This is a genomic window from Methylobacterium sp. HJ2, from assembly GCF_056431005.1.
The window spans coordinates 67,774-91,727 of sequence record NZ_JBWJYM010000010.1; the positions used below are offsets into that span (position 1 = coordinate 67,774).

Genomic DNA, 23,954 nt, shown 5'->3' on the forward strand with positions numbered 1-23,954 from the left:
CGCGACGGAAGCGGACTCGGTGCCGCAGGGTGACGGTGGGGGCCGGGGCGGCGAGCCCTCTGGTCGCGTGGTGCCGAACGCCGCCGGCATCCCGGCTCAGACGCGTTTCGAGGTGGGCGGGATCGCGAACGCGCTGCTCGGTTCGGCGACGAACGATGCGCCGCCCTGCGTGGCCTCACGGCCCGGCGGGTCCTGCGCCTTTCCCACCGGCGTCGTCGGCTACGGTGCCCTGCGGTCTCCGGGAAACACCGTCTTCGGCCTGTTCGGCCGGGCCGATTGCTACACGCCTGGCATCTGCACCAACGAAGTCAACAGCTTCAATTTCGTTGCGGATGCTCCGAGCGCCTACCCGTGGTCCCGCGGCTTCGGCGGCCGCGAGGCGGTGCCGGTCGCGCTGACGGTTGCCGCGGGCGGCCGCCATCCGAGTGCGGCCGGGATCGAGATCGCGGCCGAAGGCGGACAGCCCACCTATTTCCACCACGGGATGGTGATGCAGGCGGGCAGCGTGGCCGGGACCGGCATCCTGATGGATGCCGCCCGTGATCAGGGCCCGCGCACGAACCTGATCCTGCGCAACAGCGGCGCGGAGGGCCATCACTTCCTCGACCTCCAGACCGTCGGCCCGGCCCGGCCGGCCGGCCCGATCCTGGAGCATCGCGACGCCGGCGGGCGCTCGACCCTGACCCTGACGCAGGGCGGGGCCATCACCGGCCTCGGTGCATTCCAGGGCGCGCGCGTGATCGCCCGCTCGGACAGCAATCCGGTGCTCGCCACCCACAACATTGCCGCCGGCCCGGACGCGCAGATCTGGGAATGGCTGGCGCGGGGCAGCACCCTCGTCCTGCGCGCCGTGAACGATGCCTACGATGCGGCCACGACCGCCTTGACCGTGACGCGCAAGGGGGCGGTCGTCACCGGGCTCAGCATCGGCGCGCCGCTGACCGTGGAGGCGCCCCTGCAGGGGCAGTTCCTGGGTGTCGCGGGACCGCCGACGGCGCGCGACATCCCGGCCGGCCGCTGGACGGTGGTGAAGCGGAGCGACGACGGCTCGGTGCGCCTGTGCGCGAACGATGGCTCGGCGGTTCTCTGCACGCGTCTGGAGCGCTGAGCGCCGCGACGGCGCTCCGTCCCGCGCCCAGGATCGGCGATGGCGGCCGTCACGACGTGCGGCCGCACCACACTGGCACGCGGCAGCCATGTCCCGTGGATGCGAAGAAGGAGCAGACTGCGCGCATCACCGCGGCGCGCTTCCGGTCCGCGTCGCAACGCGGTCGGCGAGAAGGCTCGTGCTCGCCCGTGCCCTTCTCCGATCCGGCCCGTCGGGTACCCAGGGTCTGCGCCGTTCGATACCCTTGATGCCCCGCTCCGGCCGCGCGGATCCGCGTCACGCCTCCGACCTGCACTACGACGTCGCGGATCCGGGCGCGCTCGATCGGCCCGACGGCACTGAAAGATCTCCACGCATGGCTGGCACGCCGATCGTCTCCTACGCGCAGCACTACGAGGATGTGCGGCTCGCCCGCTGCTTCGAGGGCGTGGCGCAGGGCTTCTACATCGATGTCGGGGCTTGGCACCCGATGGTCGATTCCGTGACCTGTCATTTCTACCGGAGCGGCTGGACCGGCATCAACGTCGAGCCGACGCCGACCGCCTTCGACCTTCTCGAGCGCTACAGGACGCGCGACATCAACCTCGCTTGCCTCGTGGGCGACAGGGCCGGCACGCAGATCCTGCATGCGAGCCCGGCCTCCGGTCTCTCGACCACCTCCGACGCCTACGCCGCCCGTGCCGCCGCTGCGGGTATCGCGGTCACCCCTCTCTCGGTGCCCCGGCGCACGCTTGCCGAGATCTGCGCCGTCCACGCGCCCGAGGCCGTCCATTTCCTCAAGGTCGATGTCGAGGGGGACGAGCCCGCCGTGCTGCGTGGGCACGACTGGGCCCGCTGGCGGCCCTGGGTCGTCGTCGTCGAGGGCACCGAGCCGAATGCGCCGGCCCGCACGGACGCGGCCTGTCGGCCCATCCTGGCGCAGGCCGGTTACCGCCATGCGACCTTCGACGGTCTGAACGACTATTACGTGGCCGAGGAGCACGCCGCGCTCGCCCCACGCCTGCACGATCCCGTCACGCCCTTCGAATGCGCAGGCCGGATGCGCGAGCACAGCCTCTCCGACGCCCAGCGGGGCGGCCGGCTCCAGCGCTGGTACCAAGCCTATCGCCGGGCCGCGGTGGCCGAGCAACTCGCGCGCGGCATCGCCGTCGACGTCTCCGCCTATCTCCGCGCTCTGGCGCTGCCGGCCGATGCCCCCGCAGGCGCCCCCGAGATCGCCCGCATCTATGCCCTCGTCCTGGGCCGAAGCGCCGACGCATCGAGTCTGGCGCTGTGGTTGGCCATCTGCACTGACGAGGGGCTGACCGTCGCGGATCTCCTGTCCCGCCTGTGCCAGTCCGACGAATACATGGCGCTGCGTTTGGCCGCCGAGGCCTATCTCGGCGACACCGTGTAGCGGGGTTCGATCTGTCCCCTCCGGGCAGCGGGCCGTTACACCGCTGCGCGATCGCGACCGGAACCTGTCCACCGTTCCGGCGCCCGGCCGGGCCGGGAGCGAGGCGGCGATCCGCATCCGACCCTGAGACCCGCGGCGGAGCGGGTCATCGGCCCGGTCACGCCCGCGGGCGATCGGGCGCCGCGATGATCGCCCGCAGGTGCCTCTCCAGAGCCTCCATCGAGAAGTCGGCCGCGCGCGCACGGGCGGCCGCGCGCATCGCCGCAGCGTCGCGCACGCCGCCTTCGATCAGGCTGAGCGTCCGGTCCCGCAGCTCGGCCGCGTTCCCCACGAGGAACCCGTTCACGCCGTCGCTGACGATCTCGCCGGGCCCGCCGTGCCGCAGGGTGATCGGGATCACCCCCGCGCTCATGGCCTCCCCGATGGTGATGCCGAAATGCTCGAAGCGCTCCGGCTTGTGCCGGATGTCGTCGTTGGCGCCCGTCATGTGCCAATAGGCCGAGGCCTCGCGGTAGAGATCGTGGATCTGCTCGGACGCGACGTTGATATGGAAGGAGACCGGCAATCCCTGCGCGGCCCGCTGGAGGGAGGCGAGGTATTCGCGCTCGAACGTCTGGCCACCGAGGGCGCCGGCCAGATGCAGCTCAACGGGCCGGCGGGTGCGGCCCACGATCTCGCGGAAAGCATCGATCATGACGTCCTGCCGCTTGCAATGGCCGGCGGGCGTGAAGCGGCCGACGTTGACGATGCGGAAGGGCTCGTCGGCCCTCGGTGACGGTCGAACCCCCGTCACCTGCGGGACGGGCGGCGCAAGGATATGGCAGGGCGGCAACCGCAGGCCGAGTTCGCGGGCGGCCGCGACGGCGTGCGCGACGACGAACCGGGAATAGACGATCATGGCGTCGTAGCCGCCCAGATTGCCCCAATCCCGGGCGTAGACGCCCGACGACATCGGGAACGGGAATTGGCAGAGGAACACGCTCAGCCGACCGAACGCAGGCACCCCGGGGAGGATCTCGTTCGACATGCAGATGAAGACATCGGCCTTTTCGTCCTCTCCGCGCGACGTCCAGGGTTTGATCGTGACGTGATCGAGCGGAAGGTCGAGTTCGCGGGCGAGTGTCGCAAGACGTGTCTGGCTGTAGCGATCGTAGGTGTAGAGCGTGCAGGCATGGTCTGCGCTCAGGACGACGGCTAGGGAGAGGAGATAGCGCTCGCCTCCGCCCGGGGTCAGCGGATACGGAGAGTAGAGCGCGAGCCGCTTCGTGCGGACCGGCGCCGGGGCCTCGTTGCGCGGCGCCGGCGCGATCAGCGCCGGTGCGGCCGCGGGATCCGCGCGGTCGGCCAGGAACCGGCCCCATCGCGCGACGAACTTGATCCGGTTCGTCTGGCTGACGCCGTCGATGCGCAGATCCAGGCTCCGGTCGGCCGCCGTGGCGTGCTCGAGGTGGATTACCCGAGAGGCGGCCACGTAAAGCACCGTCTGCCCGATCAGGCGGAGCTTCAGGCAGAGGTCGGCATCTTCGTAGTACGCAGGATCGAAGCACAGATCGTAGCCGAGGACGCGCTTGAAGCTCGCAGTCCTTATCATGAGGGTCGCCGCAGAGCAGTAATCGACGACGCGGTTCTGGTTGAACAGGGCGTTGTCGGCGTCGAGCCCCTTGCCGTGCTGGACGGGCGTTCCGCAGGAGCTCAGCGTTCCGCCCGCTTCCTGCAAGGTCCCGTCGGCGAACAGGAATTTCGGGCCCGCCGCGCCGACGCTCGGATCGCTCTCCAGTGCGGCCACGAGAGGCTCGAACCAGCCCGGGGTGACGAAGGCGTCGTTGTTGAGGAAGACGAGGAACTCGCCCCGGGCCGCGTCGACGCCGACATTGTTGCCCTCACCGAAGCCGAGGTTGCGGTCGAGCCGGATGATGTTGACTCCGCTGCCGCATTGGCAAAGGCGTTTGAACTCGTCCCAGTTGCTTCCGTTGTCGACGACGATGATCTCGAAATCATGACCCTGGGTGAAATGCCGCAGGAAGACGATGCACTGTAATGTCAGCATCGTCTTGTTGAGATTGAGGATGATGAAGGAAAAACGCACCGGTGCGACGCTGGTCGGCATCTGCCTCTGGGCCGCGCGGTTCCGCTTCAGGAAATCTGTATAGGGCTCGGTATTCGCGTCGAGCCCCATGAGGCGGTGATAGAGCACCGGATCGAAATTCGCATAGGGCTGAAGGCCTTCGCGCCAGCCGAACTTGAGGTAGTGCAGGATCAGCGCGTATCGGACCACATTGCGGTCGACCTTCTCGCGATAGGCGATCTCGTCGAAGAAGGGTGATGCGGGCGAGCTCTCGTGACCGGATTGCAGGATGTGCAGCAGGGGGTGCAGACCCGCCTCGCGGACATCCGGGCGAGCGTCGTAGTAATAGGTGACGTCGCAGAGGGGATGGGGGCTGAGGAGGCGCTTCTCGCCCTCCTGCAGGAAATGCGTGATCGGATCGACGTGAAGCGGCTCGCCGACCTCGGCGAGATAGTAGGCCGTGTCGAACAGAGGATGCGGATTGAGTCCGAGCTTCCAGCCGCGCGTCCTGAAGTGGCTCGCGAGATCGGGTTGGGCTTTCTGCGCCTCCGCGACCGGCACCTGCAGCGCGTAATAATCCGGGTCGAACAGGATGTTCCAGGCCGGCGGGACTTGAGGATCGCTCGGCTTCCGGGTCCGGTTGGTAAGCCTGGCAAATCCGGCCGCGATCGATTCCGGACCCGGAACCGAGTATTTGGCGAATTCTGTCCCGGTTTCCATCTCGAAGACCTGGATCGCTCGGCACGCGGCGCTGTCGAGCCCGGGCGGGAGATCGATGCAGAAACCGTAGGATCCGTCGCCGATCTGATTGGCCAGAAGATCGGCGCGGAATTGCCCAGCCCGCCCGGCAGCGATCACGCGCCCATGCAACCGCACCTCGACCCCGAGGCGCTTCGCCGGATCTGCCCTCAGCATCACCCAGCCGGCGGCGACGTTGGGAGAGATGAGGTCGATATGGCCCCGGATCTTGGCGGGCTTCTTCCGTCTGAACATGCTGGATCGGTCTCTAGCCGGACGCTGCGGCGCCGCTTCTATCGGCAGAGCAGTGGGTTGGCTACGCGAGGGGTGCCGTCCCGGATCGGAATAATTTCAGCGCCAAGCAGATTGGAGTATGTGCAAAACAATGGATTTCAATACTGAGATCCTGATATATGGAAAACCGAATTTATACCGGATTTAATCCTGTAATAAAATTACGAGAGCAGCCAGTATTACTGATAGAATGCAATTTCAAAGAATAAATACTCTGGTGCTCAAATCATGCCGTCGAACGCGATTGTTATGCGGCAAACTAAGGATAAGATCGACGCCTCGAAAAGATCCAGAGCTGACATTTTGCGGCCAAAAAACGAGCCCTTGTCGTTCCTTTGGACACTGCCCTTCGATCCGGTGCGCCGAGCCTGGGATTTATAGCATCAGACAAATCAGTGTGATCGGGCCGACAGCGCGGACGTTCTTGCTCCTCCGACAACCGTTCGCCGGTTCGGCTCAGCAAAGGCAACCAGCGCCTGGATCTCCTGGCTTGTTCGATGCCGGAGCGGCGTCCGGGCACCGGCGCCCTCCACAGCGCCAGCCTGCCGGCGAAGACCGGTGCACCGCGCAGGATCCGACCCAGACGGATCGGTGCGAGCCGGACCGGAGCGCCATCGTGTCGTGGATGTGGACGGCGCGCCTTTCGGCCTGACCGGACCGCGTGCGTGCCGAGCAGGCGGTTCGATCACGGCCTGCCGGGCGGTCGACGAACGGAGCTGCGAAGGCCGGGACGATCCAGGCGGGCGGGTCGGTCCGCACGGCAGCGGGATGCCTCGGTCGCGATGGGCAGACGCCTGCCGATCACGCGCTCTGCGTTGCCTCGATCGCCCCGTCCTGCCGCGAGGACAAAGACGCGTCGAACTGTGAAAGCTTCTTAACCATCGTCCGAATGAGACAAGCAAAAGACAGCAACGCCCTTCCAGGACCGCCGCCAGCATCGCCTTCTGTTTACGGTTGAGGCTGGACTGTTGCCGGACATGCAATCGTCCTGACGCGTTTGTGGGATCGATCGGCCTTCGATACACAAGGGTTTGCAAAGTGTTAATCAAATTACAGTTTGACAGCTTAGCCCAAGCCGCACCGCAAGCCTTCAGAAACGCCATCCAGAAGGCTGCTGATATCCTAGACGCAACGTTCAAGGACAATATTACGATCAACCTCTCCGTCGGGTATGGCGAAATCAACGGCACGAAGGAGAGTGCCGGGAGCGCCTCGGCCGGGCCCACGAGCGGAATATATCAGAGCTACGCCTCGCTTCGGACTTGGCTCACCCAGAATGCGGCGGCGGACGTTCAGGGCGGCGTGACGGCCCTGCCGATAGGATCCTCGATCCAGGGACAGTCGCAGGTCGTGGTCTGGCGGGCCCAGGAAAAGCTTATGGGCCTGATCTCGGCCACCGACACAGGCCTCGATGGATCGGCCGGATTCGCGACCGACATCCCGACGAACGAATTGACCGGTGTGGCGCTCCACGAGCTCACGCACGCGATGGGCCGTGTGACCACCGGCCCCCAACCGGGCATCCTCGATCTGTTTCGGTTCAGCAGCCAGGATACGCGCTATTTCTCCGATAGCATCCCGGCGAACGCGTCTTACTTCTCGCTCGACGGCGGCAAGACCGACCTGGCCGATTTCGGCAAGGGCTCCGATCCCAGCGATTTTCTGACCGACAGCGGGCGTACGCCGAACGATGCCTTCAATGAATACTATAATGCCAGCACGACGCAGACGCTGACGCGGATCGACCGCAAGCTTATCGAGACGCTGGGCTTTCACGCTTACGTCTCCGGTGCTTCGCATGGCGACGTCGATGGGGACGGCGTTTCGGACATCGTGCTGAAAGGCGGCTCGACGGTTGTCGATTGGAACATCAAGAACGGGGCCCGGCAATCGGGGTCGGTCGTGGCCAGTAGCGGACCGTCTTACGGCGTCGTCGGGACGGGCGACGTCAACGGCGATGGCACCGCCGATATCCTGCTGCAGGACAGCAGCGGTGCGGTGGTCGAGTGGTTGATGGTGGGCGGCCAAGTCAGCCAGGGCCGCGCCCTCGGCCAAGCCGGCGCCTACAAGGTCGTCGGCGCGGGCGACTTCAACGGCGATGGCACCGCGGACGTCCTCCTGCAGGACGCGTCCGGCAACCTCGTCGACTGGACCCTGCAGAACGGTCAGCTCCAGGCAGGCACGCTGATCGGCAACAGCGGCAGCTACAAGGTGGTGGGCACCGGCGACGTCGACGGCGATGGAACCGCCGACATCCTGCTGCAGAGCGGCTCGAGCGTCGTGGCGTGGCTGATGAAGGCCGGTCGCCTCTCCCAGGGGCGGCTTTTGGGCGATGCCGGCGGCTACGGCGTGGCGGGCGTGGGCGATCTCAATGGGGACGGCACGGCCGATCTCGTGCTGCAGAGCGGGTCCACGGTCGTGGACTGGATCCTCGGCTCGGGTGCGGTGACGAGCGGGTCGATCCTGGGCGATGCGGGCAGCTACAAGGTGGCGGCGGTGGGCGACTACAACGGCGACGGCACGGCGGATCTGGCCTTGCAGAGCGGGTCGACGCTGGTGGACTGGACGATCCAGAACGCCCACGTCACGGCCGGCGCCATCCTCGGCGACGCCGGCAGCTACAGAATCGTCGCCTGAGGTCTGAGGAGAAGGCCCGAGGTTCCGACCGGCTCGTCGGTCCTTCGGGGGCCTCGAGGCTGAGGCAGACGAAGGCGACGTCGTGGAAACCGGCACTGTGCGGCCGGAGCGTTCGGCATCGTCGACCAAGCGTCGGCAACTCCTGAGGGTTGCTGCCTGCGCGCATGCGCCCGCCGAACCCGGAGAGGGCGCTCGTCCCGCCGATCACAGCCTCCCTGATGGTCGACCGCGTGAGCACTGCCGGGCCAGCAGGTTTCAGGCAGGCAGAAGGCCCATATCGGAAGACTTGCGAGCGCTCTGCGCTGGCAAGAGAACGATCGTGATCGCCCTTTCAAGGCACACATCGCACGACTGATGCCAAAGATCGCTCGCTCGTCTCCAAGGCCTGCTTTGTTCTGAGGGGTCGAACGCGCGGCAGGGCTGGATGATGTCGGCCCGGATGCGCCCTCCCGAACCTCGCTCGCCCGGACGTGGGACGGGCTGGGGCTCGAAGACCCGCGCTCCGCGAGGCCGGAATAAGCCGGAAGCCCCTGTCGGGCCGGGGGACATGCGATGCCGGGCATCCGCCGAAAAACTGGGCGCGTCCGGGCTCGGAAGGAAATTCGGTAGGGTATCCACCCCGTCCGGACCGATTCTGCATAGATCGGTCCTTGACAGAGGGCTTAGTTGCAATGCCATCCGGATGGGTGTCAGCTAGACTGCGGTGTCCCTAGCAGGAGGGAGCGGAATGAGTATAGCCATCCCGGCTTCGCCTGGCATTCTGTTCTGCGACGTCGTGGGGAGCATGCAGCTGTATCGCGACCTCGGCGACAGCGAGGCGCACGCGGTCGTGAGTCGGTGCCTCGCCGGGATCGGCACCTTGATCGCCGAGACCGGCGGGCGCGTCGTCAAGACGATCGGCGACGAGATCATGGCGATCTTTCCGGATGCCGCCGCCACCTGCGACGCCGCCGTCGCCATCCAGATGGACCGCAGCAGTCAGGCGGCTCTCCAGACGAAAGGCGCGAGCGGGTTGCGCTTCCGGATCGGCTTCCACAGCGGTCCGGTGGTGCTCTGCAACGGCGACGTGTTCGGCAACACGGTCAACACGGCGGCGCGCGTCGCGTCGCTGGCCAAGGCCGATCAGATCATCACCACCGCATCGACCGTCGAACAGCTCGACAAGCCCCGGCGCGCGGCGACGCGCTTGATCCCCGCCAATGCGCGCGGCCTGGGCGAGGACGTCAAGGTGGCCGAGGTCGTTTGGCGCATCAATACGATCAGCCAGACCATGATCTTTCCCGCACCGAGCGGCACGCCGCTCGCCGCGACGGCCGGCGTCCTGAAGGTCATCCACAACGGTCGGCGCTGGATGTTCGAGCGGGACCGCGCGGTGATCACCCTCGGCCGGGCCGAGGAGAACACCATCGTCATCGCGAGCGGTTTCGCCTCGCGCCAGCACGCCACCATCGAGCGGCGTCGCGAGAAGTGGCTGTTGATCGATCACAGCACCAACGGAACCTTCGTGCGGCCTGTCGGCGTCGCCGAGTTCCGCCTCTGCCGGGAGGAAGCCTTCCTGCACGCGGCCGGAAGTCTCGGGCTCGGGCGCTCCACGCAGGACGGCGGCGCGGACGTGGATTTCGTGCTGACGCTGGAAGAGCACCACCTGCCCTGCGATGCCGAGGCCGGGTGAGCCGTAGCCCGGGCGTTCCGCACTCGCCCGCCCCCCTGCCTCGGAGTCTAACGCCAGGGCGATCGGGCCGGCGTCGAGCCCACCCGCGCCCGATCCGCCTCGAGATCCTCCATCTCCGCTCGCGAGGATCGCACCGGACGACCTTCGCGACCGCTCAATCCGCCGTCTCCGACGCGTCCGGCGGCGATGGAGAAGCCGGGCGCTCCGCTCCGCCCAGGAGTTTCGAGCCGGCTGTGAGAAACCGGGCCGGATCGACGGGATTGCCGGACAGGCGCGTCTCGTAATGCAGGTGCGGCCCGGTCGAGCGTCCGGTCGAGCCGACCGCCCCGATCACCGTGCCCGTGGGAACGATCTGGCCGACGCCGACCGCGATGGTCGAGAGATGGGCGTAGCGCGTGACGATGTCGTGGCCGTGGTCGATCTCGACGAGATTGCCGTAGCCGCTGCTCTGGGCGGCGCTGACGACGCGGCCCTGTCCCGCCGTCCGGACCGGGGTGCCGACCGGGCTGCGGAAATCCATCCCCGCATGCATCCTGCGCTCTCCGGTGAACGGATCCTTGCGGAACCCGAAATTGCTCGAGAGGCTGGACTCGGTGTCGATCGGCACGTGCAGGGGAATCGTCTCGCTGAGGCGCTGCCAGCGTCCCGCCTCGGCGAGAGCCCCCTCGGTCCCGGCCAACGCGCGCAGGAAGGCGTCGCGCGCCACAGGTTCCGCTTGCGGGGGCGTCGGCGGCGGCACCAGGGCGAGCTGCAACTCGGCGAGCACCGCCTTGACCCGTCCGATCCGGTCCTGGGCGAGGGCGGCCAGGCGCTCGACCAGACGGAACTGGCGCGTCTCGACCCGACCGAGGCGGTCCTCGATCCGCGCGAACTGATCGCGCAGGGGCTTCCCGGCGAAGGTCGGCTCCGCAGCCGCACCCTTCCGGCCGGGCTGCGGGGAGGATGGTGTCTCGGTCTGGCCGGGCGCCTCGCTCCGGGGAGCGGCGCCCGTCGCGAGCGCGCGCTCCAGCGTCGCGGCAAGGGCTGTCTCGCGGCTCTCCAGCCCGTCCTGGCGCACGATGATGTCCGCCAGCCGCTCCGCCAAGCCGTCCTGCTCGAGCATCTGGTGGCTCGCGACGCCGACGAGCCGGCGCGTGAGCGCACGGATCCGGGCCTCGTGATCCGCCTCCCGGATCGTGCTCTCCTCCGCCAGCCGCATGGCCTCCCGATGCTGCGAGACGGCGAAATAGGTGGCCGGGATCGCCCAGGCCGCGCAGAGGCCGAGGAGGATCCAGGGCAGGCGGCTCGAGCGGCGGGCGACGGGCCTCGGTCCGCTCTCCGCAGCCGTGCGCACGGCCGTACGCCTCCGGCTTCTTCTCAACGTCACGGAACGCCCCTCCGGTCCGGTGCTTCTCGCCCGCCACCGGCCGGGACGACCGGTGCTGTGCGGCCCGCGACGCGCGGGTTATAGATAGTCTCTGACCGTATCGTACCGCGGTCTTACAGCATGTCCCACGTGCGAAGACACTCACGCGGCGCGCATCCACATCTGCCGCGCCGTCCTCCTACGGGGAGGAGCCAGACGGGCTCGCGACGGATAGCCGAATCCAGTCCGGCTTCAGACCGAAACTGCTTTTCGTCGACGCCTGCTGTATTGACCCTGTCCGAAAGCCGGAAGACTATTCGGCCCGCGATCGTGTACCGGCACAGGTGCGGCGGCCCGGCGGAGACTGTCATGGACATGGCTGACGACGGCGGCCAGCAGGCCGGAGCGGCGGATTCCCTGAGTCTCGACGAGGCGCTGGAGGTCGCTGCACGCGCCCATCAGGCGGGCGACACGCCGGTGGCCGAGGCGCTCTACAGCCGGATTCTCGCCGTCGTTCCCGACCATCCCACCGCGCTGCATTTCTACGGGGTGCTCCATCACCAGACGAATCGTCCGCGGGATGCGGTCCGCCTGATCCGCCGCGCGATCGAGATCGAGCCGGAGGATCCGAGCGCCCACATCAACCTCGGCAACGTGTTCTTCGAGCTCGACCGGCCCGATCTCGCGATCAAAGCCTACAATACGGCGCTCCTGCTCGAGCCCGACGAGATCGACGCGCGCAACAATCTCGGCGTCGCCCTGCGGGTGATGCGCCGGCCGGAGGAGGCGGAGGCGGTCTACCGGGAGGCGCTCGCGCTCGATCCGCGCCACCGCGACGCCTGGAACAATCTCGGGCGCCTCCTGGCGAGCCGGGGGCGCATCGACGAGGCGATCAGCTGCCATACCCGCGCGCTCGAACTCGAGCCCGCCGATGCCGGAACCCGCCGGTTCCTCGTCGCCGCCTACGCGGCGACGCGCGAGCACGACCGCGCCCTCGCGATCCTGCGGGAGTGGTTGCGCGAGGAGCCGGACAATCCGTCCGCGCAGCACCTCGTGGCCGCGATCTCGGGCGAGAATGTTCCCGAGCGCGCCAGCGACCGTTACGTGACGGCCCTGTTCGACGGCTTCGCCTCGAGCTTCGATCACAAGCTGGCGCGCCTCGATTACCGCGCGCCCGCGCTCGTCGCCGCCGCGGTCGACGCCCTGCACGAGGCGCGGGGCGACCTCGTCGTGCTGGATGCCGGCTGCGGCACAGGCCTGTGCGGCCCGGCGCTCAAGGCGCATGCCCGCATCCTCGTCGGCGTCGACCTGTCCGAGCGCATGCTGGACAAGGCGCGGCAGCGCGATTGCTACGACCGGCTCGATGCGGGCGAGCTGACGCAGCACCTGCTCGACCGGCCGGGCACCTACGATCTCATCGTCTCCGCCGACACCCTCTGCTATTTTGGACCCCTCGAGGCCTTCGGACGCGCCGCGGCCGCCGCGCTCCGGCCCGGCGGCCATCTGGTATTCAGCGTCGAGGAGGAGGAGGGCGACACTTTCACGCTCCATCCTCATGGCCGCTACAGCCATGCCGGCGGCTATGTCGGGCAGACCCTCGCCGCGGCCGGGTTCACCGACGTTTCGATCCGCCGCGAGGATCTCCGGATGGAGCGCGGGGAGCCGGTTCGCGGCCTGATCGTCACCGCCCGGAAGGCCTGACACCCTCTCTCCCACCTTCTCGACAGGCCGCCCGATGGGAAAGCCCGCCGCCCGCATCACGGACATGCACACCTGCCCCATGGTGACGGGCGTGGTGCCCCATGTGGGCGGCCCGATCTCGGCGCCCTGCTGCCCGACCGTGCTGATCGGAAAGCTGCCGGCGGCGCGGGTCGGCGACATGGCGATCTGCGTCGGGCCCCCCGACACGATCGTGCTGGGCTCGGCCACCGTCCTGATCGGCGGCCAGATGGCGGCGCGCATCGGCGATATGACCGCGCATGGCGGCGTGATCGTGGTCGGGCTGCCGACCGTGCTGATCGGCGGATAGGCCGGCAGGAGTGCCGCCCGCCGCAGCGGACCGGTTCGGCTGACACGCATCTCGACACGGGGGCCGTTCCAAGCCGGTGGCAGAGGCTCGGGGCGGATTCTCGCGAGCCGTGTCCGACCCCGATGAGTTTGGCCCCGGGGATCAGCCCGCGCGACGGTTCGGCATCAATGCTCGTCCGAAACCGACACGATCCTTGGTTCGGGGGTGTTGGGCACGCTCACCGTCTTCACGCTGCGGTAGCGGTCGAGGCGGAGCGAGATCATCGTCTCGAACTTGCTGCGGACCTCGGAGACGGAGAGGCCCTTGGACCCGGCGCTGCCGCCGCCGTAGAAGATCGGCTTGTTCGCGGCCGCGGGCCTCGGCAGCAGGTCGGCCGCGACCGTGTCGGGCCGGCGGGTGATCTCGTCGATCATCCGCTCCGCTCCGTCCGGCCCCAGGAAATGGACGAGGTAGACCTCGCCGCCGGTGAGGTTGCGGCCGATGCGCTTGGCGATCCGCAGGCTGTCGCGCTTCAGCATCTCCGCGGCGAGCACGGCCGAGAGATAGGGATCGCGCCGCATGTCGAGGATCCGCGTCCGGTTCGCGCCGCTGAGCTCGCCGCTCGCCACCAGGGCGGCTTCCTTCTCGAGCCCGTAGCGGCCCCCGAATTCCCGCACCACGCCGAGCCAGGTCTTCTCGATGAACTGGTACAGGCCCGAGGCCGACGAGGTCTGGGCCTGGACCTCCGTCTTGAAGCTCGATTCCTTGTCGGCGATCGCCATCAGCAGCACCGGATCGACGGTCGTCACCCGCGAGGCGCGCACGATCTTCTCGACGAGGTAGCGCCGGATGCGCATGGGCCCGAAGGTGAGGAGTTCGTCGGGATTGCGCGGACCCTTGCCCTCGAGCTCGCGCGCGAGCGCCGTGTAGGCGGCGAGCTCCGGCCGCTGGGCCGCCCGGGCCTGCACGGCACCGGTATCGCCCTCGACCAGCGACCGGCCGGCGTCGGCCGAGAGCTTCACGGCGGGCGGCGCCACGGGCTGCGCGCCGGACAGCACGACCGAGTCTCCCGAGGCCGGCCGCTGCGCGACCCGGATCGACGAGGCGAGGGGTGAGTCCGGTTGCGCATCGACGTCGGTGACGTCGTAGAGCTGGGCGGCGACGTCGGGGCTGACCAGGATGACGGGCTTGTCCTCGCCGAGCGTCAGGATGGCGGTCGCCTGCGCCACCTCCTCGTCGGGCTCCGGCGTCTGCGGGACGATCAGCCAGCCGATCCCGGCGCCGACCAGCATCAGAAGCGCGATCGCTCCCAGGCCGAGGAACGGCCGGTGCTCGACCTGCGCGAAGACCGCGCTGGCGCGGAGCGACTCCCACAGGGTCTCGCGCTCGGCCGTCGCCTGGATCGTCGGCCGGAGATGCGTGGCCGCCCGGTGCGAGGCGACGAAGGCGGCGATCTCGGGGAACCAGCGCGCATCCGTCGCCGGATCCGTCGCGGCCTTCAGCCGGCGGATCCCGGCCTCCATCTCGGTCGCCACGCGGCGATCGAGGCCGAGGCGCCGCCGCAGCGTGCGTGCGTCCGGCTTGTCGCGGGCGGCGACGTCGATGGCCTGGAACCACTCCAGCAGGGAAGGACGGGCCTTCACGAATGGCGTGCCCTGGCAGGGAAAGACCGCCATGCCGCAGGAGCGGCAGGAGAACGCCCGGTTGCGGCTCTCGCGCTGGAAGCCCTGGCGACCGCCGCAGGCCGCGCAGGGCGCGTCGCCGAAGCGCAGGCGCATCACCTCGTCGAGACAACTCTCCTCGGTCAGGTGCGGGGCGGCGCTGCGCATGGCTCAGTTCCCGACCTTGATCAGGCGCACCGCCAAGCCGAGCCCGGAGCCGGCGCGCTCCACCTCCTGTGCCAGCGCGGCGAAGAGTGCCGCGCCGCTCGGCTGGGTGCCCGCCGGCAGGATGGGGGCCTGGCTGCCCACCGCGAGGACGAGCTGGGCCCGGCCCTGCGAGGCCGGCGGAACCTCCAGCCGGACCGAGAAGCTCGCCTGCCGTCCCGAGCGCTTCAGGTAGCGGGCGAGATCATGCACCGATCCGTCGCGCTCGACGAGGAGCAGCATGACGTTCTGCGCGTCCCCGAGGTCGACGAGGCCGCGCAGTTCCTCCCCGCTCCGCAGGCGGTCGCCGTCGAGCCGGAGCTTCGGCACGTTCGCGGGTTTGAGCTGGGCCTGACGGGCGAGCAGGTCGACGACCGGGCATTGGCCGCGCTCGATCTGCCGCAGCTGGATCTTCGCCTCGAAACCGAACGTCCTCCGGAAGGCCTCGTCGAAGTCCTGGAACGGCTTCGACGCGGTCCCGTAGGCCTCGACGATCGCCTCCTGGGCACTGACCGTCGTGGGATTGAGAAAGAAGCAATCCCCGCCCCGGTAGCCGCGGATATAGGCGACCACCTGCTCCATGGTGGGACCGCTGGGGGCCGGCGCGGGCGCGGGAATGGGCGCGCTCTCCGGCACCGGATCGCGGCGGGGCGGTGTCGGGTCGGAGCGGGGGGGCGGCGGAGCCGTCGGGGCGGGTGTCTGCGGGAACGTCGACGGGGGAGCGGGCGGCTCGACCCGCGGGGTCTCGCCTTGAGGGGGCGTCCGCGACGGCCTCGTCTGCGCAGGTGGGGCCTGGATGGGCCTCGGCGGCTCGGCGGGCTTCGGCTGCTCCGCAGGCTTGGTCGACTCGACGGGCTTGGACTGCTCGGTCGGTCGTTGCGGCGGCTCGGGGCTCGAGGGCGGGCTCGATGGCGGCTCGGCGGCCGGCGGCCTGGTCCGATCCGGCGTCGGCGTTGCGGGTGGGTTCGCCGCCTTCGGCTCGGTCCGCGGCGGTTCCGACCGCGGCGGCTCGGCAAGCGGCGCCTCGGCAGGCGGCCGGTCGGGTGAGGGGCTCTGGGCCGGGCTCGGAATCGGGCCTGGCGTCGGGCTCGGCGGCGTCCGGTCGACCGGCCGCTCCTTCAGGGGTTCGCCCGTATCCGGGGCCGGGGTATTCCCGGTCGGCATCAGGACGAGGGCGGCGGTGACGCCGCCGGCGAGCGCGAGGGCCGCCCCGGCGAGGACGATGCCTTTCCGGCCCCGTTTCGTGTCGCTGCGCGGGGCGGGAGGCGGAGCGGCCCGGGCGGCCGGCACCTGCCAGGCCTCGATCTCCGCCATGCTGTCCGGACGCATGCGCGGATCCGGCCGCAGCATCGATTCGAGCAGCGGGACCAGCCGGTCGTCCACCCCGGTGAGGTCCGGAACCGTGGACCGCTTGGCGACGAAGGACGCGGGCTGGTCGCCCATGTCGAGCGCGCGCCCGAGGCTCGCCTGCGCCAGGACGAGCCCGAGACTGTAGATATCGGACCGCGGGGTGATCTCGCCGCCCTGCAGGCCGAGCTGTTCCGGCGAGCAATAGGCGTACTTGCCGGCGAAGCCGTCACCGATCACCGTCTGCGTCGCGGCGAGCCGCGCGATCCCGAAATCGATGATCTTCGCGCGCGCCGGGTCGGCATCGGGGAGGATGATGTTGTCCGGCGTGACGTCCCGGTGGACGATGCCGGCCGCGTGCGCCGCCGCGAGGCCGCTGGCGACGCGGCGGCGCAGGGTCTCGACGGCGTCGTAGGGGAGGGGGCCGTGCCGGAGGCGGTCGGCGAGCGATTCGCCGACGACGTATTCCATCGCGAGGTAGGGCAGGCCGAGGCGGCGATCGACCGAGAAGACGTAGTAGCGCACCACCGCGCCGTGATGGACGTTGTGGAGCGCCGATGCCTCCTTCCGGAATAGCGCCAAGGCCTGGGCGTTCTCGGCGAATTCCTCGCGCATGACCTTGATCGCGACCGCGTCGCCCGTCTCGATGACGTGGCCGCGGAACACCTCGCCCATGCCGCCGACCGCGATCAGGGCGTCGATCTGGTAGAGGTCGTTGAGCACCGTGCCGGGCCCGGCCCGGGTGCCGGTGCGCATCTGCACGACCGTGCGGTCGCTGCTCATCGGACCTCTCCTCCGGCCGCCGGACGAATCGGCAGCGTCACCGTCGCCTGGCCGCTCACGGGCACGCGTTCCCGGGAATCGCCGTGATAGCCGCAGCGGATGACGACGACCGTGACGTTGTCCGAGGCGCCGCGCTCCAGGGTGAGATCGAGCAGGGCGTCGCAGGCCCATTGCGGCGCCGAGGTGCCGGCCGCCAGCAGGATGTCGCGATCCTCCACATGGCCGGTGAGCCCGTCGGAGCAGATCACGAAGACGTCGCCGGCCAGGACCACGCCCTGCTCCAGGTCCATCTCCGGGCGGTCGCGCACGCCCACCGCCCGGGTGAGCACGTGGCGGCGCGGCCAGGCCGCCATCTCGGCGGCCGTCAGGATGCCCCGCTCGAACAGGTCGCGCCCTTCGGTGTGGTCGCAGGTCAGCTGCTCGATGGCCCCGCCGCGGATCCGGTAGACGCGGCTGTCGCCCGACCACAGGCAGGCGAAGTCGCGCCCGAAGATCAGGAGCACGGCCGCGGTCGAGCCGATCACCCCGCCCCGCGCTTGGCCCGCGGCCCGGAGCGTCGCGTTGGCGCGCAGGATCCGGTCCTCGAAGCGCGCCATCAGGTCGGCCGCCGAGACGGCCGCGCCGATCGAGGCCAGCGCGCCGATCACGGTGGAGCTGGCCAGCGCCCCATCCTCGTGGCCGCCCATGCCGTCCGCGACGGCGAACACCCCGATCTCGGGCGCGACGAGGCAGCAATCCTCGTTCTCCGCCCGGACCTTGCCGGGATGGCTGACGCTGCCCCATTCGAGGCGCAGCAGGTCGATGGGCAGCGCGCCGGTGGACGGGGCGGGATCAGAGGGCGACGGCATCGAATTGCCCCGTGAGAAAGCCCGCGAACAGGTAGGGGTCGGGCAGTCCCCGGCAGGTCAGGGCGAGGGCCGGAAAATCCGTGCCGCCGACCGTCCACCAGTAGCTCATGCCGGCATGCAACCCCGCATGGGCGAGGGGCCGCTGCCGGCTCAGCGCCGCCGAGAACCCGGCCGCGTCGGCCGATCCGAGCAGCGCGCCCCCGCGCAGCCGAGTCGTCCCGGCCGTCGGCGCCGGCAGCGTCGACGGCCGCGCGTCGGGCATGCCGGCGAGATCGGCGGTCACCGTCTCGAAGGAGGCATCGTCGGAGAGAGCGGACAGGAGCAGCGATTCCGCTTGGCCGAACCAGCCGTCGAAGGATTCATGTTCCGGCGGCGGCAAGTCTTCGGGGCTCGCGGCGCGGTAGAGCAGGGTCAGCGGGAAATAGCGGCCGATCCCGTCGGCGGAGGGCATGAAGGCGCCCAGCACGGGCTCGCCCGCGATCCCGGCCCCCAGCCAGAATCGCCAGATCGGCGCCCTCAGGTAGGCCGCGATCCACGCCTCGCCGAGATGCTGGCGGCTCGCCGATAGGCCGCCCTGGATCCAGGGCTCCCAGGCGTTGAGGACCGGGCGCGGCACGGCCAGGGCGATGAAATCGCGCTTGGCCGGGAGCTTGCCGTAGAGGCCGCAGGGCATGTCAGATCCCGTTGGGGCAGCGGAATTCGCGGAGCGCGGGCAGCGCGAGCGGGTTCTGCAGGGTGTTGACCCCGAACTTGTAGGTGATCTGCCGCGATCCCGCGGTCAGCGTCGCCACGACCGCGTCGCCCTGGGTCAGCACGGATCCGGAATCGAGCAGGCGGAACAGCGACCACGCCCCCGTCTTCTCGATCAGGACGCCCGGCCCGCCCGACGTGCCGAAGAAGCCCGGCGTTCCCTCGACCTGAAGCGCGGTCCGGCCCGGCACGGCCGGCCCCGGCCACTGCACGGCGGCCGGCGTCGAGACGCCGCCCTGCATGGTGACGACGCTGCCGTTCACGTCGAGCTTGGCCTGTCCGGCGTCGCCCGTCATCGAGACCGGCGTCACCGAGAAGGTGATCGCCGGCATGGTACCGCCCGTCGAGAAGAAGGCCTCCCGGATCTCCGAGGCCCGCTGGAACTCGCGCAGGGTCGCGGCCGAGAAGCTGCGCGCGACCTGATCGTCGACCCGCCACGCCCATTGCGGCCGCGAGCGGTCCGCCCGGGCCGCGAGATTCTGGGTGAAGAAGCGGTCGAAGCTGCCGTTCGGCCCGAAGAGCTTGGCGAAATCGGCGAGCGGCACCTCGCGCTCGCTGGCGCGGTTGAAGGGGTAGCGGTTCGTCGCGATCGCCTGGCAATCGCGGATCACCTCGTCGGCGAGCGCCTTGCCGAGCTGCGAGACGGCGGCGCCGGCGGCGCTGCCCTCGAACTCGGCCGCCACCTGGCGGATCATCGGCTCGAACGGAGCGGGGAAGCGGGCGGCCAGGGCGCGCAGGGCCGCGGTCTGGGTCACCAGGGTGTTGTTGGCCACGGCCGCCTGGTTCGGGTTGGTCGCTTCCAGCGCCGCGTTCTTGATCTCGTTGAGGATCGCGATCAGCGCGTCGGTGGTGCGCCGGCCGGCATCCCCCTCGGAGAGGACGTGGAAGGGGCGGAAGGCCGCCTCGATATTGGCGCCGGGCGCTTGGTTCGACGGCCCCGAGAACCGGTCGACCGGGGCTATTCCGGTCGCCGAGATCGCGTTGCCGGCCGCCATCCGCCCGAGCGCCGCCCCCGCCTCTCCGGTGGCGGAGGGCATCGCCGCACCGGCACGCTGCTCGACGGCCTTCACGGCTCCGGCGAGCACGGCCTTGGCCTGATCGCCCGCACGCGCCGGACGCTCGCGGGTGAGCCGCGTCTCGTCGCGGATCGATTCGAGGATCTGCCGCAGCGGCGAGGTCGGCGCCGCGATCGCCTGTAGGGCGAGGTAGCGCGGCTTGTCGGCGGCGAGCGGGCGCAGCTTCAGCTTGCGCAGCGCGGCGGTCCAGCTCTGCTGGAATTCGCGGGCGTAGAGCTTGAGCAGATCGGCGAACAGGGAGCCGTACTGAGCGCGGTAGGCCTGCTGGTCGCCCGCGGCGCCGAGCACCCAGCGGTCGCGCTCGACGATGTCGGCGGCGTCGCCGAACCGGTCGATGAAGGCGTCGAGGAAGCCGTCGTAGGTGAAGAAGAAGGGTACCCGGACGCTGTCGAGGTCGGCTCCCCCGGCCGCCTCGAAAACGAGGCCGGCATCGGGGCCCGCGGCTTTCGGGACGGTCCAGTCCCGCCCGATGGCGGGGCGCGCCTCGGATTTCAGGAGCTCGTAGGTCCGCTCCGCGATGCTGAGCCGGGCGAGGGTGCGCTGGCAATCCTCCACCAGCGACTGGTTGACCGAAACGAGGGCCGGGCTGCCGTCGTCGAGGTCCAGCATCGCCTGGAGATGGTCCTCGAGGAGCTGGCGTCCCCGGGCGAAGCCGGCGCCGGGATAGAGGTTCTCGGCCCAGTCGCGCCGGAACCACGCGACGACGAGGCCGCGATCCAGCGGCGCCTCGGTCCGGCCGCCGAGCATCAGGTAGACCTTCAGCGCCTCGTAGACGAAGCCGGGATTGGCGCGGTTGGCCTCAAGCTGCTCCTCCAGGCGGTAGATCAGGCGCGGCCGGAACAGGCGCTCGAGCCCGGCCCGGTAGCTCGTCTCCGAGGCCGAGCGGAGCCGCGGCCGCTGGCTCAGACCGAAGGTCGCCAGGATCGGCTCGCCCTCGCCGCGGCTGGCATAGCCTGTCGGCAGGTAGCGCAGGGCGTTGAGCAGCGGCAGCACCTTCGAGAAGTTGCGGTCGGCGACGACGGGCTCGCGCAGGAGTTCGGTGGCATCCGCCCGGTACTTGCCGGTCAGGCCGTTGGTGAGGGCGATGAGCTGGCTGTTGCGCAGGAAGCTCGTCCACCACAGGCCGGCGAGGATCGCCGAGCCGAGCGCCAGCCCGACATAGGCGGCCAGCCGCAGCAGGTTCGTCCGCCGCATCGCCGCGCGGTTGGTGGAGACCCAGCCGGCCTCGCCGATCACCACCTTCCGCAGCAGGTCGGTGAGGAAGTAGCTCTTGCCCCGTCCGGAATAGGCCGAGGCGCTCACGTCCTGCGAGCCGAAGCTTCGGGACAGGGCGCCGATGAGCTGGTCGATCGGCGTGCCTTCCTGGGTGCCGGAGGTGAAGTAGAAACCCCGCAGGGTCGCGTTGATGTTGAAGCGGCTCGGCTCGAACACCCGGCCGAGGAAGTCGACCACCCGCCCGCGGATCGCCGAGACCTGGCTGGGGAAGCCGAACAGCACGACGCGGGCGGTCGGCGCCACCTCGTCCTGGAGCCGGTCCGGCATCCAGGCGTTGAGCCGCTCGACCAGGGCGTCGAACTCGCCCGGCACCTCGCCGATCATGTTGCGGGTCTTCTCGGTGGTCTGGAACGTGTGGCCCCAGACCATCTGCCGCTCGGATTCCGAGAGTTGGCCGAAGAACTCCCGGAAGCCCGCGATCAGGTCGGATTTCGTGAAGATGACGTAGACCGGGAAGTCGACCTTCAGGCGCTCGTGCAGCTCCATCAGGCGGGCGCGCACCGCCGATGCGTGCGCCTCGACGCCCTCCTCGCCGCCCGTGAGCAGGTCCTCCAGACTGATCGCCACGAGGACGCCGTTGATCGGCTGGCGCGGCCGGGTCCGGTGCAGGAGGTCGAGGAAGGCGAGCCAGCTCGCCCGGTCGCCCTTGGGCGAGGAATCCTGCGTGGTGTAGCGGCCGGCCGTGTCGATCAGCACGGCGTCCTCGGTGAACCACCAGTCGCAGTAGCGGGTGCCGCCGAGCCCGGCCACAGCCTCCGGCGTGCGGCCCTTGGCCAGGGGAAACTTGAGGCCGGAGCGCACGAGGGCCGTGGTCTTGCCCGCGCCCGGAGGGCCGATGATGATGTACCAGGGCAGGTCGTAGAGGTAGCCGCCCTTGCCGCCCCGCGCCTTCTTCAGGGTGGCGAGCGCGTCGCTCATCCGCTCCCGTAGCGTCTCCCCGTCGCCCGCCTCGGTCTCGCTGCCCGCGATCTCGGCCTGAAGCTCCTTCGTTGCGCGGTGGCGCTTGTACAGGTCCCAGCCGATCACGCCCGCGACCGCGAGGAGGATGCAGGCGCAGAGCAGCGCGCGCGACCAGGCGGCGTCCAGGGGGCGGATGTCGGCCACCGCCAGGAGCGGGCCCGCCCACCAGATCAGGATGCACAGGCAGAGGCCGCCGAGGACGAGCGCCGTGCGCCGCAGCCAGATCTGGAGGGTCATGACGCCGTGCTCTCCGGGCGGCCCGCTCCGGTGCCGTCGCCCCGGGTCCGGCCCGCGCGCCTCTCTCCCGCCCCTCTCCGCATCGCCGCCTCCTCAGCGCTCCCGCGGCACGATGATGTCGACGCGCCGGTTCCGGGCCCGGCCCTCCGGCGTCTTGTTGCTGGCGATCGGCACGTCCGCGCCCTTGCCCTCGATCGCGACGCGCTCGGGTTTCGAGAGGCCGGCCTTCAGGATGTCCGCCACCGCCTTCGCCCGTGCCTCGGACAGCGCGAAATTCGAGGGGAAGCGCACCGTCTTGATCGGGATCACGTCGGTGTGCCCGACCACCTTGATCGGTCCGGACTGTTTCTCGAGCAGGCCGCCGAGGCGCTGCAGCAAGCCGGTGAAGGCGGGCTTCACCCGGGCGTCGGCGGGCGGGAACAGCGCCGCGGCGACGCGCAGCACGACCTGGTTGCTCGATTCGATCACCGCGATCGAGCCGTCGCCGATCTCCGCCTTCAGCGTGTCCTGGAACTTCCCGGCCTGGCTCTCGGGCGGGGGCGGCGGCGGCGGGGGCGGCGGAGCGTAGACCCGGCGCTGGATCCCGATCTCGGTGCTCGGGTGGAGCAGCGCGAGCTCCGAGGCCGTCGCCTCGGCATTGCCGGTGAGCAGGGTGCGCAGGAGCAGGAACAGGCCGAGCAGCACGACGCCGACCACGGCGACCGATGCCCAGAGCGGCACCTGGAAGCGCATCGCCTCCGGGGCGATCGTCTGGCCCTGCCAGCGCGGCGAGATCTCGCGGTTCTGGCCCTGGATGCGGCGGAGGATCTCGTAGAGGTTGCGCTGGATCTGCTGCAGGGCCGCCGCACCGCCGCCGCTCGCCCGGTGCATGCCCTGGAAGCCGATGCCGAGGCAGGCGTGGATCAGCTCCAGCAGGTGATAGTTGCCGCTGGGGTCGAGCTTCGCCTTCTCCAGTTCGTCGAAGAAGCGAACCCCGCCGACCCGTTCGCCGAAGAAGCGGCTCAGCATGCTGTACTGGGTCCAGACATGGCGCTCGTCGGTGGGGATGTTCTGCACGATGTCGTCGGCGGTGGCGCAGACGATGTACTTGGCGGCGCGGACCTGCTCCGCCGGGGCGCCGGCCCCGCGGGTCTCCGTCTCGAATTCCTCGATGCTCGCGGCCACCTGCTCCATCAGGTTCGAGAACGAGGCGGTGGCGAGCTGCACCCGCAGGCGTCCGAGCAGGAGGAGGAGCGGCGCGGCGGCGCGCAGGAAGGGATTGGCGTTGGGCGCCACCACCACGTCGCGCTTCATCACCAGCGCGCGCGGACGCTCCGTCGGCTCCGGCGCGGGGCGGCGCGCGGAGAGGTCCGAGGTCGCCCAATCGTCCTGCGTGTCGGCGGGCGGCGCGGGGGCCGGGCGCGGCGCCTGATAGGGCATGGGCTGGAACGCCTGCGGGGCCGGCGCGGGCGCCGCCGGCTCGGCCGGCCGCCGCCGCCCGCCGGGATCGGGCAGGATGATCGTCCGGTCGTTGCGGCCGAAGGGGTCGCTCACGGCGCCCGCCCCGCGGC

The 23,954-nt window shown here is 69.9% G+C and carries 14 protein-coding genes; 6 read left to right on the forward strand and 8 right to left on the reverse strand.

The features are described 5' to 3' along the window. The first annotated feature begins 19 nt into the window (after positions 1 to 19). A complete protein-coding gene (locus tag ACS5RC_RS21735; RefSeq protein WP_478346001.1) occupies positions 20 to 1,108 on the forward strand; it encodes a hypothetical protein in 1,089 nt (362 codons plus the stop codon). A 355-nt stretch (positions 1,109 to 1,463) separates the two neighbouring features. Beyond that, positions 1,464 to 2,504 carry an FkbM family methyltransferase gene (locus ACS5RC_RS21740; RefSeq protein ID WP_478346002.1) on the forward strand — a complete coding sequence of 347 codons (1,041 nt, stop codon included), beginning with the start codon at positions 1,464 to 1,466 and terminating at the stop codon, positions 2,502 to 2,504. Between the two features lie 157 nt (positions 2,505 to 2,661). Here the strand turns inward: ACS5RC_RS21740 and ACS5RC_RS21745 are convergent, their stop codons facing one another. Then, positions 2,662 to 5,562 carry a glycosyltransferase gene (locus tag ACS5RC_RS21745; RefSeq protein WP_478346003.1) on the reverse strand — a complete coding sequence of 967 codons (2,901 nt, stop codon included), beginning with the start codon at positions 5,560 to 5,562 and terminating at the stop codon, positions 2,662 to 2,664. 1,077 nt (positions 5,563 to 6,639) lie between these two features. Here ACS5RC_RS21745 and ACS5RC_RS21750 point away from each other — a divergent pair. Both ACS5RC_RS21750 and ACS5RC_RS21755 read left to right on the forward strand, forming a co-directional pair. Continuing rightward, a complete protein-coding gene (locus tag ACS5RC_RS21750) occupies positions 6,640 to 8,238 on the forward strand; it encodes an NF038122 family metalloprotease (protein ID WP_478346004.1) in 1,599 nt (532 codons plus the stop codon). A gap of 727 nt (positions 8,239 to 8,965) precedes the next feature. Beyond that, a complete protein-coding gene (locus ACS5RC_RS21755; RefSeq protein ID WP_478346005.1) occupies positions 8,966 to 9,910 on the forward strand; it encodes an adenylate/guanylate cyclase domain-containing protein in 945 nt (314 codons plus the stop codon). A 154-nt stretch (positions 9,911 to 10,064) separates the two neighbouring features. On the opposite strand, the gene ACS5RC_RS21760 is transcribed toward ACS5RC_RS21755, so the two are convergent. After that, positions 10,065 to 11,243 carry a M23 family metallopeptidase gene (locus ACS5RC_RS21760; protein WP_478346006.1) on the reverse strand — a complete coding sequence of 393 codons (1,179 nt, stop codon included), beginning with the start codon at positions 11,241 to 11,243 and terminating at the stop codon, positions 10,065 to 10,067. A gap of 381 nt (positions 11,244 to 11,624) precedes the next feature. Here ACS5RC_RS21760 and ACS5RC_RS21765 point away from each other — a divergent pair, with 381 nt between their 5' ends. After that, a complete protein-coding gene (locus tag ACS5RC_RS21765) occupies positions 11,625 to 12,956 on the forward strand; it encodes a tetratricopeptide repeat protein (RefSeq protein ID WP_478346007.1) in 1,332 nt (443 codons plus the stop codon). 34 nt (positions 12,957 to 12,990) lie between these two features. Continuing rightward, positions 12,991 to 13,284: a PAAR domain-containing protein gene (locus tag ACS5RC_RS21770; RefSeq protein ID WP_478346008.1), complete on the forward strand. Its 294-nt coding sequence runs from the start codon at positions 12,991 to 12,993 to the stop codon at positions 13,282 to 13,284. 164 nt (positions 13,285 to 13,448) lie between these two features. Here ACS5RC_RS21770 and ACS5RC_RS21775 read toward each other — a convergent pair whose 3' ends face one another. The 6 genes from ACS5RC_RS21775 to icmH all read right to left on the reverse strand — a co-directional run bounded on the left by ACS5RC_RS21775 (position 13,449) and on the right by icmH (position 23,937). Then, on the reverse strand, positions 13,449 to 15,092 hold the full coding sequence (locus ACS5RC_RS21775; RefSeq protein WP_478346009.1) for a transglycosylase SLT domain-containing protein: 1,644 nt from the start codon (positions 15,090 to 15,092) through the stop codon (positions 13,449 to 13,451). A 3-nt stretch (positions 15,093 to 15,095) separates the two neighbouring features. Beyond that, entirely contained in the window at positions 15,096 to 17,258 is a 2,163-nt protein-coding gene (locus ACS5RC_RS21780; RefSeq protein WP_478346010.1) for a serine/threonine-protein kinase, read from the reverse strand. Beyond that, the gene (locus ACS5RC_RS21785) at positions 17,255 to 18,106 is read right to left on the reverse strand and encodes a PP2C family protein-serine/threonine phosphatase (RefSeq protein ID WP_478346011.1); all 852 of its coding nucleotides are present in this window, start codon (positions 18,104 to 18,106) and stop codon (positions 17,255 to 17,257) included. Before ACS5RC_RS21785 ends, ACS5RC_RS21780 begins: the two co-directional genes overlap by 4 nt. Next, positions 18,090 to 18,779: a type VI secretion system-associated protein TagF gene (gene tagF / locus ACS5RC_RS21790; RefSeq protein WP_478346012.1), complete on the reverse strand. Its 690-nt coding sequence runs from the start codon at positions 18,777 to 18,779 to the stop codon at positions 18,090 to 18,092. The genes ACS5RC_RS21785 and tagF overlap by 17 nt, the downstream gene beginning before the upstream one ends. Before the next feature lies 1 nt (position 18,780). Continuing rightward, a complete protein-coding gene (gene tssM, locus ACS5RC_RS21795) occupies positions 18,781 to 22,404 on the reverse strand; it encodes a type VI secretion system membrane subunit TssM (RefSeq protein WP_478346013.1) in 3,624 nt (1,207 codons plus the stop codon). A 93-nt stretch (positions 22,405 to 22,497) separates the two neighbouring features. Then, positions 22,498 to 23,937, reverse strand: coding sequence for a type IVB secretion system protein IcmH/DotU (gene icmH, locus ACS5RC_RS21800; protein WP_478346014.1), 1,440 nt, complete (start codon positions 23,935 to 23,937; stop codon positions 22,498 to 22,500). Between the last annotated feature and the right edge of the window lie 17 nt (positions 23,938 to 23,954).

Excerpts from the sequence above, each read along its gene's own strand:
- ACS5RC_RS21785 (WP_478346011.1), bottom strand. The coding sequence starts at position 18,106 with ATGCCGTCGCCCTCTGATCCCGCCCCGTCCACCGGCGCGCTGCCCATC.
- tagF (WP_478346012.1), bottom strand. The coding sequence starts at position 18,779 with ATGCCCTGCGGCCTCTACGGCAAGCTCCCGGCCAAGCGCGATTTCATC.
- ACS5RC_RS21740 (WP_478346002.1), top strand. The coding sequence starts at position 1,464 with ATGGCTGGCACGCCGATCGTCTCCTACGCGCAGCACTACGAGGATGTG.
- ACS5RC_RS21780 (WP_478346010.1), bottom strand. The coding sequence starts at position 17,258 with ATGAGCAGCGACCGCACGGTCGTGCAGATGCGCACCGGCACCCGGGCC.
- ACS5RC_RS21765 (WP_478346007.1), top strand. The coding sequence starts at position 11,625 with ATGGACATGGCTGACGACGGCGGCCAGCAGGCCGGAGCGGCGGATTCC.
- ACS5RC_RS21775 (WP_478346009.1), bottom strand. The coding sequence starts at position 15,092 with ATGCGCAGCGCCGCCCCGCACCTGACCGAGGAGAGTTGTCTCGACGAG.
- ACS5RC_RS21755 (WP_478346005.1), top strand. The coding sequence starts at position 8,966 with ATGAGTATAGCCATCCCGGCTTCGCCTGGCATTCTGTTCTGCGACGTC.
- ACS5RC_RS21770 (WP_478346008.1), top strand. The coding sequence starts at position 12,991 with ATGGGAAAGCCCGCCGCCCGCATCACGGACATGCACACCTGCCCCATG.
- ACS5RC_RS21745 (WP_478346003.1), bottom strand. The coding sequence starts at position 5,562 with ATGTTCAGACGGAAGAAGCCCGCCAAGATCCGGGGCCATATCGACCTC.
- tssM (WP_478346013.1), bottom strand. The coding sequence starts at position 22,404 with ATGACCCTCCAGATCTGGCTGCGGCGCACGGCGCTCGTCCTCGGCGGC.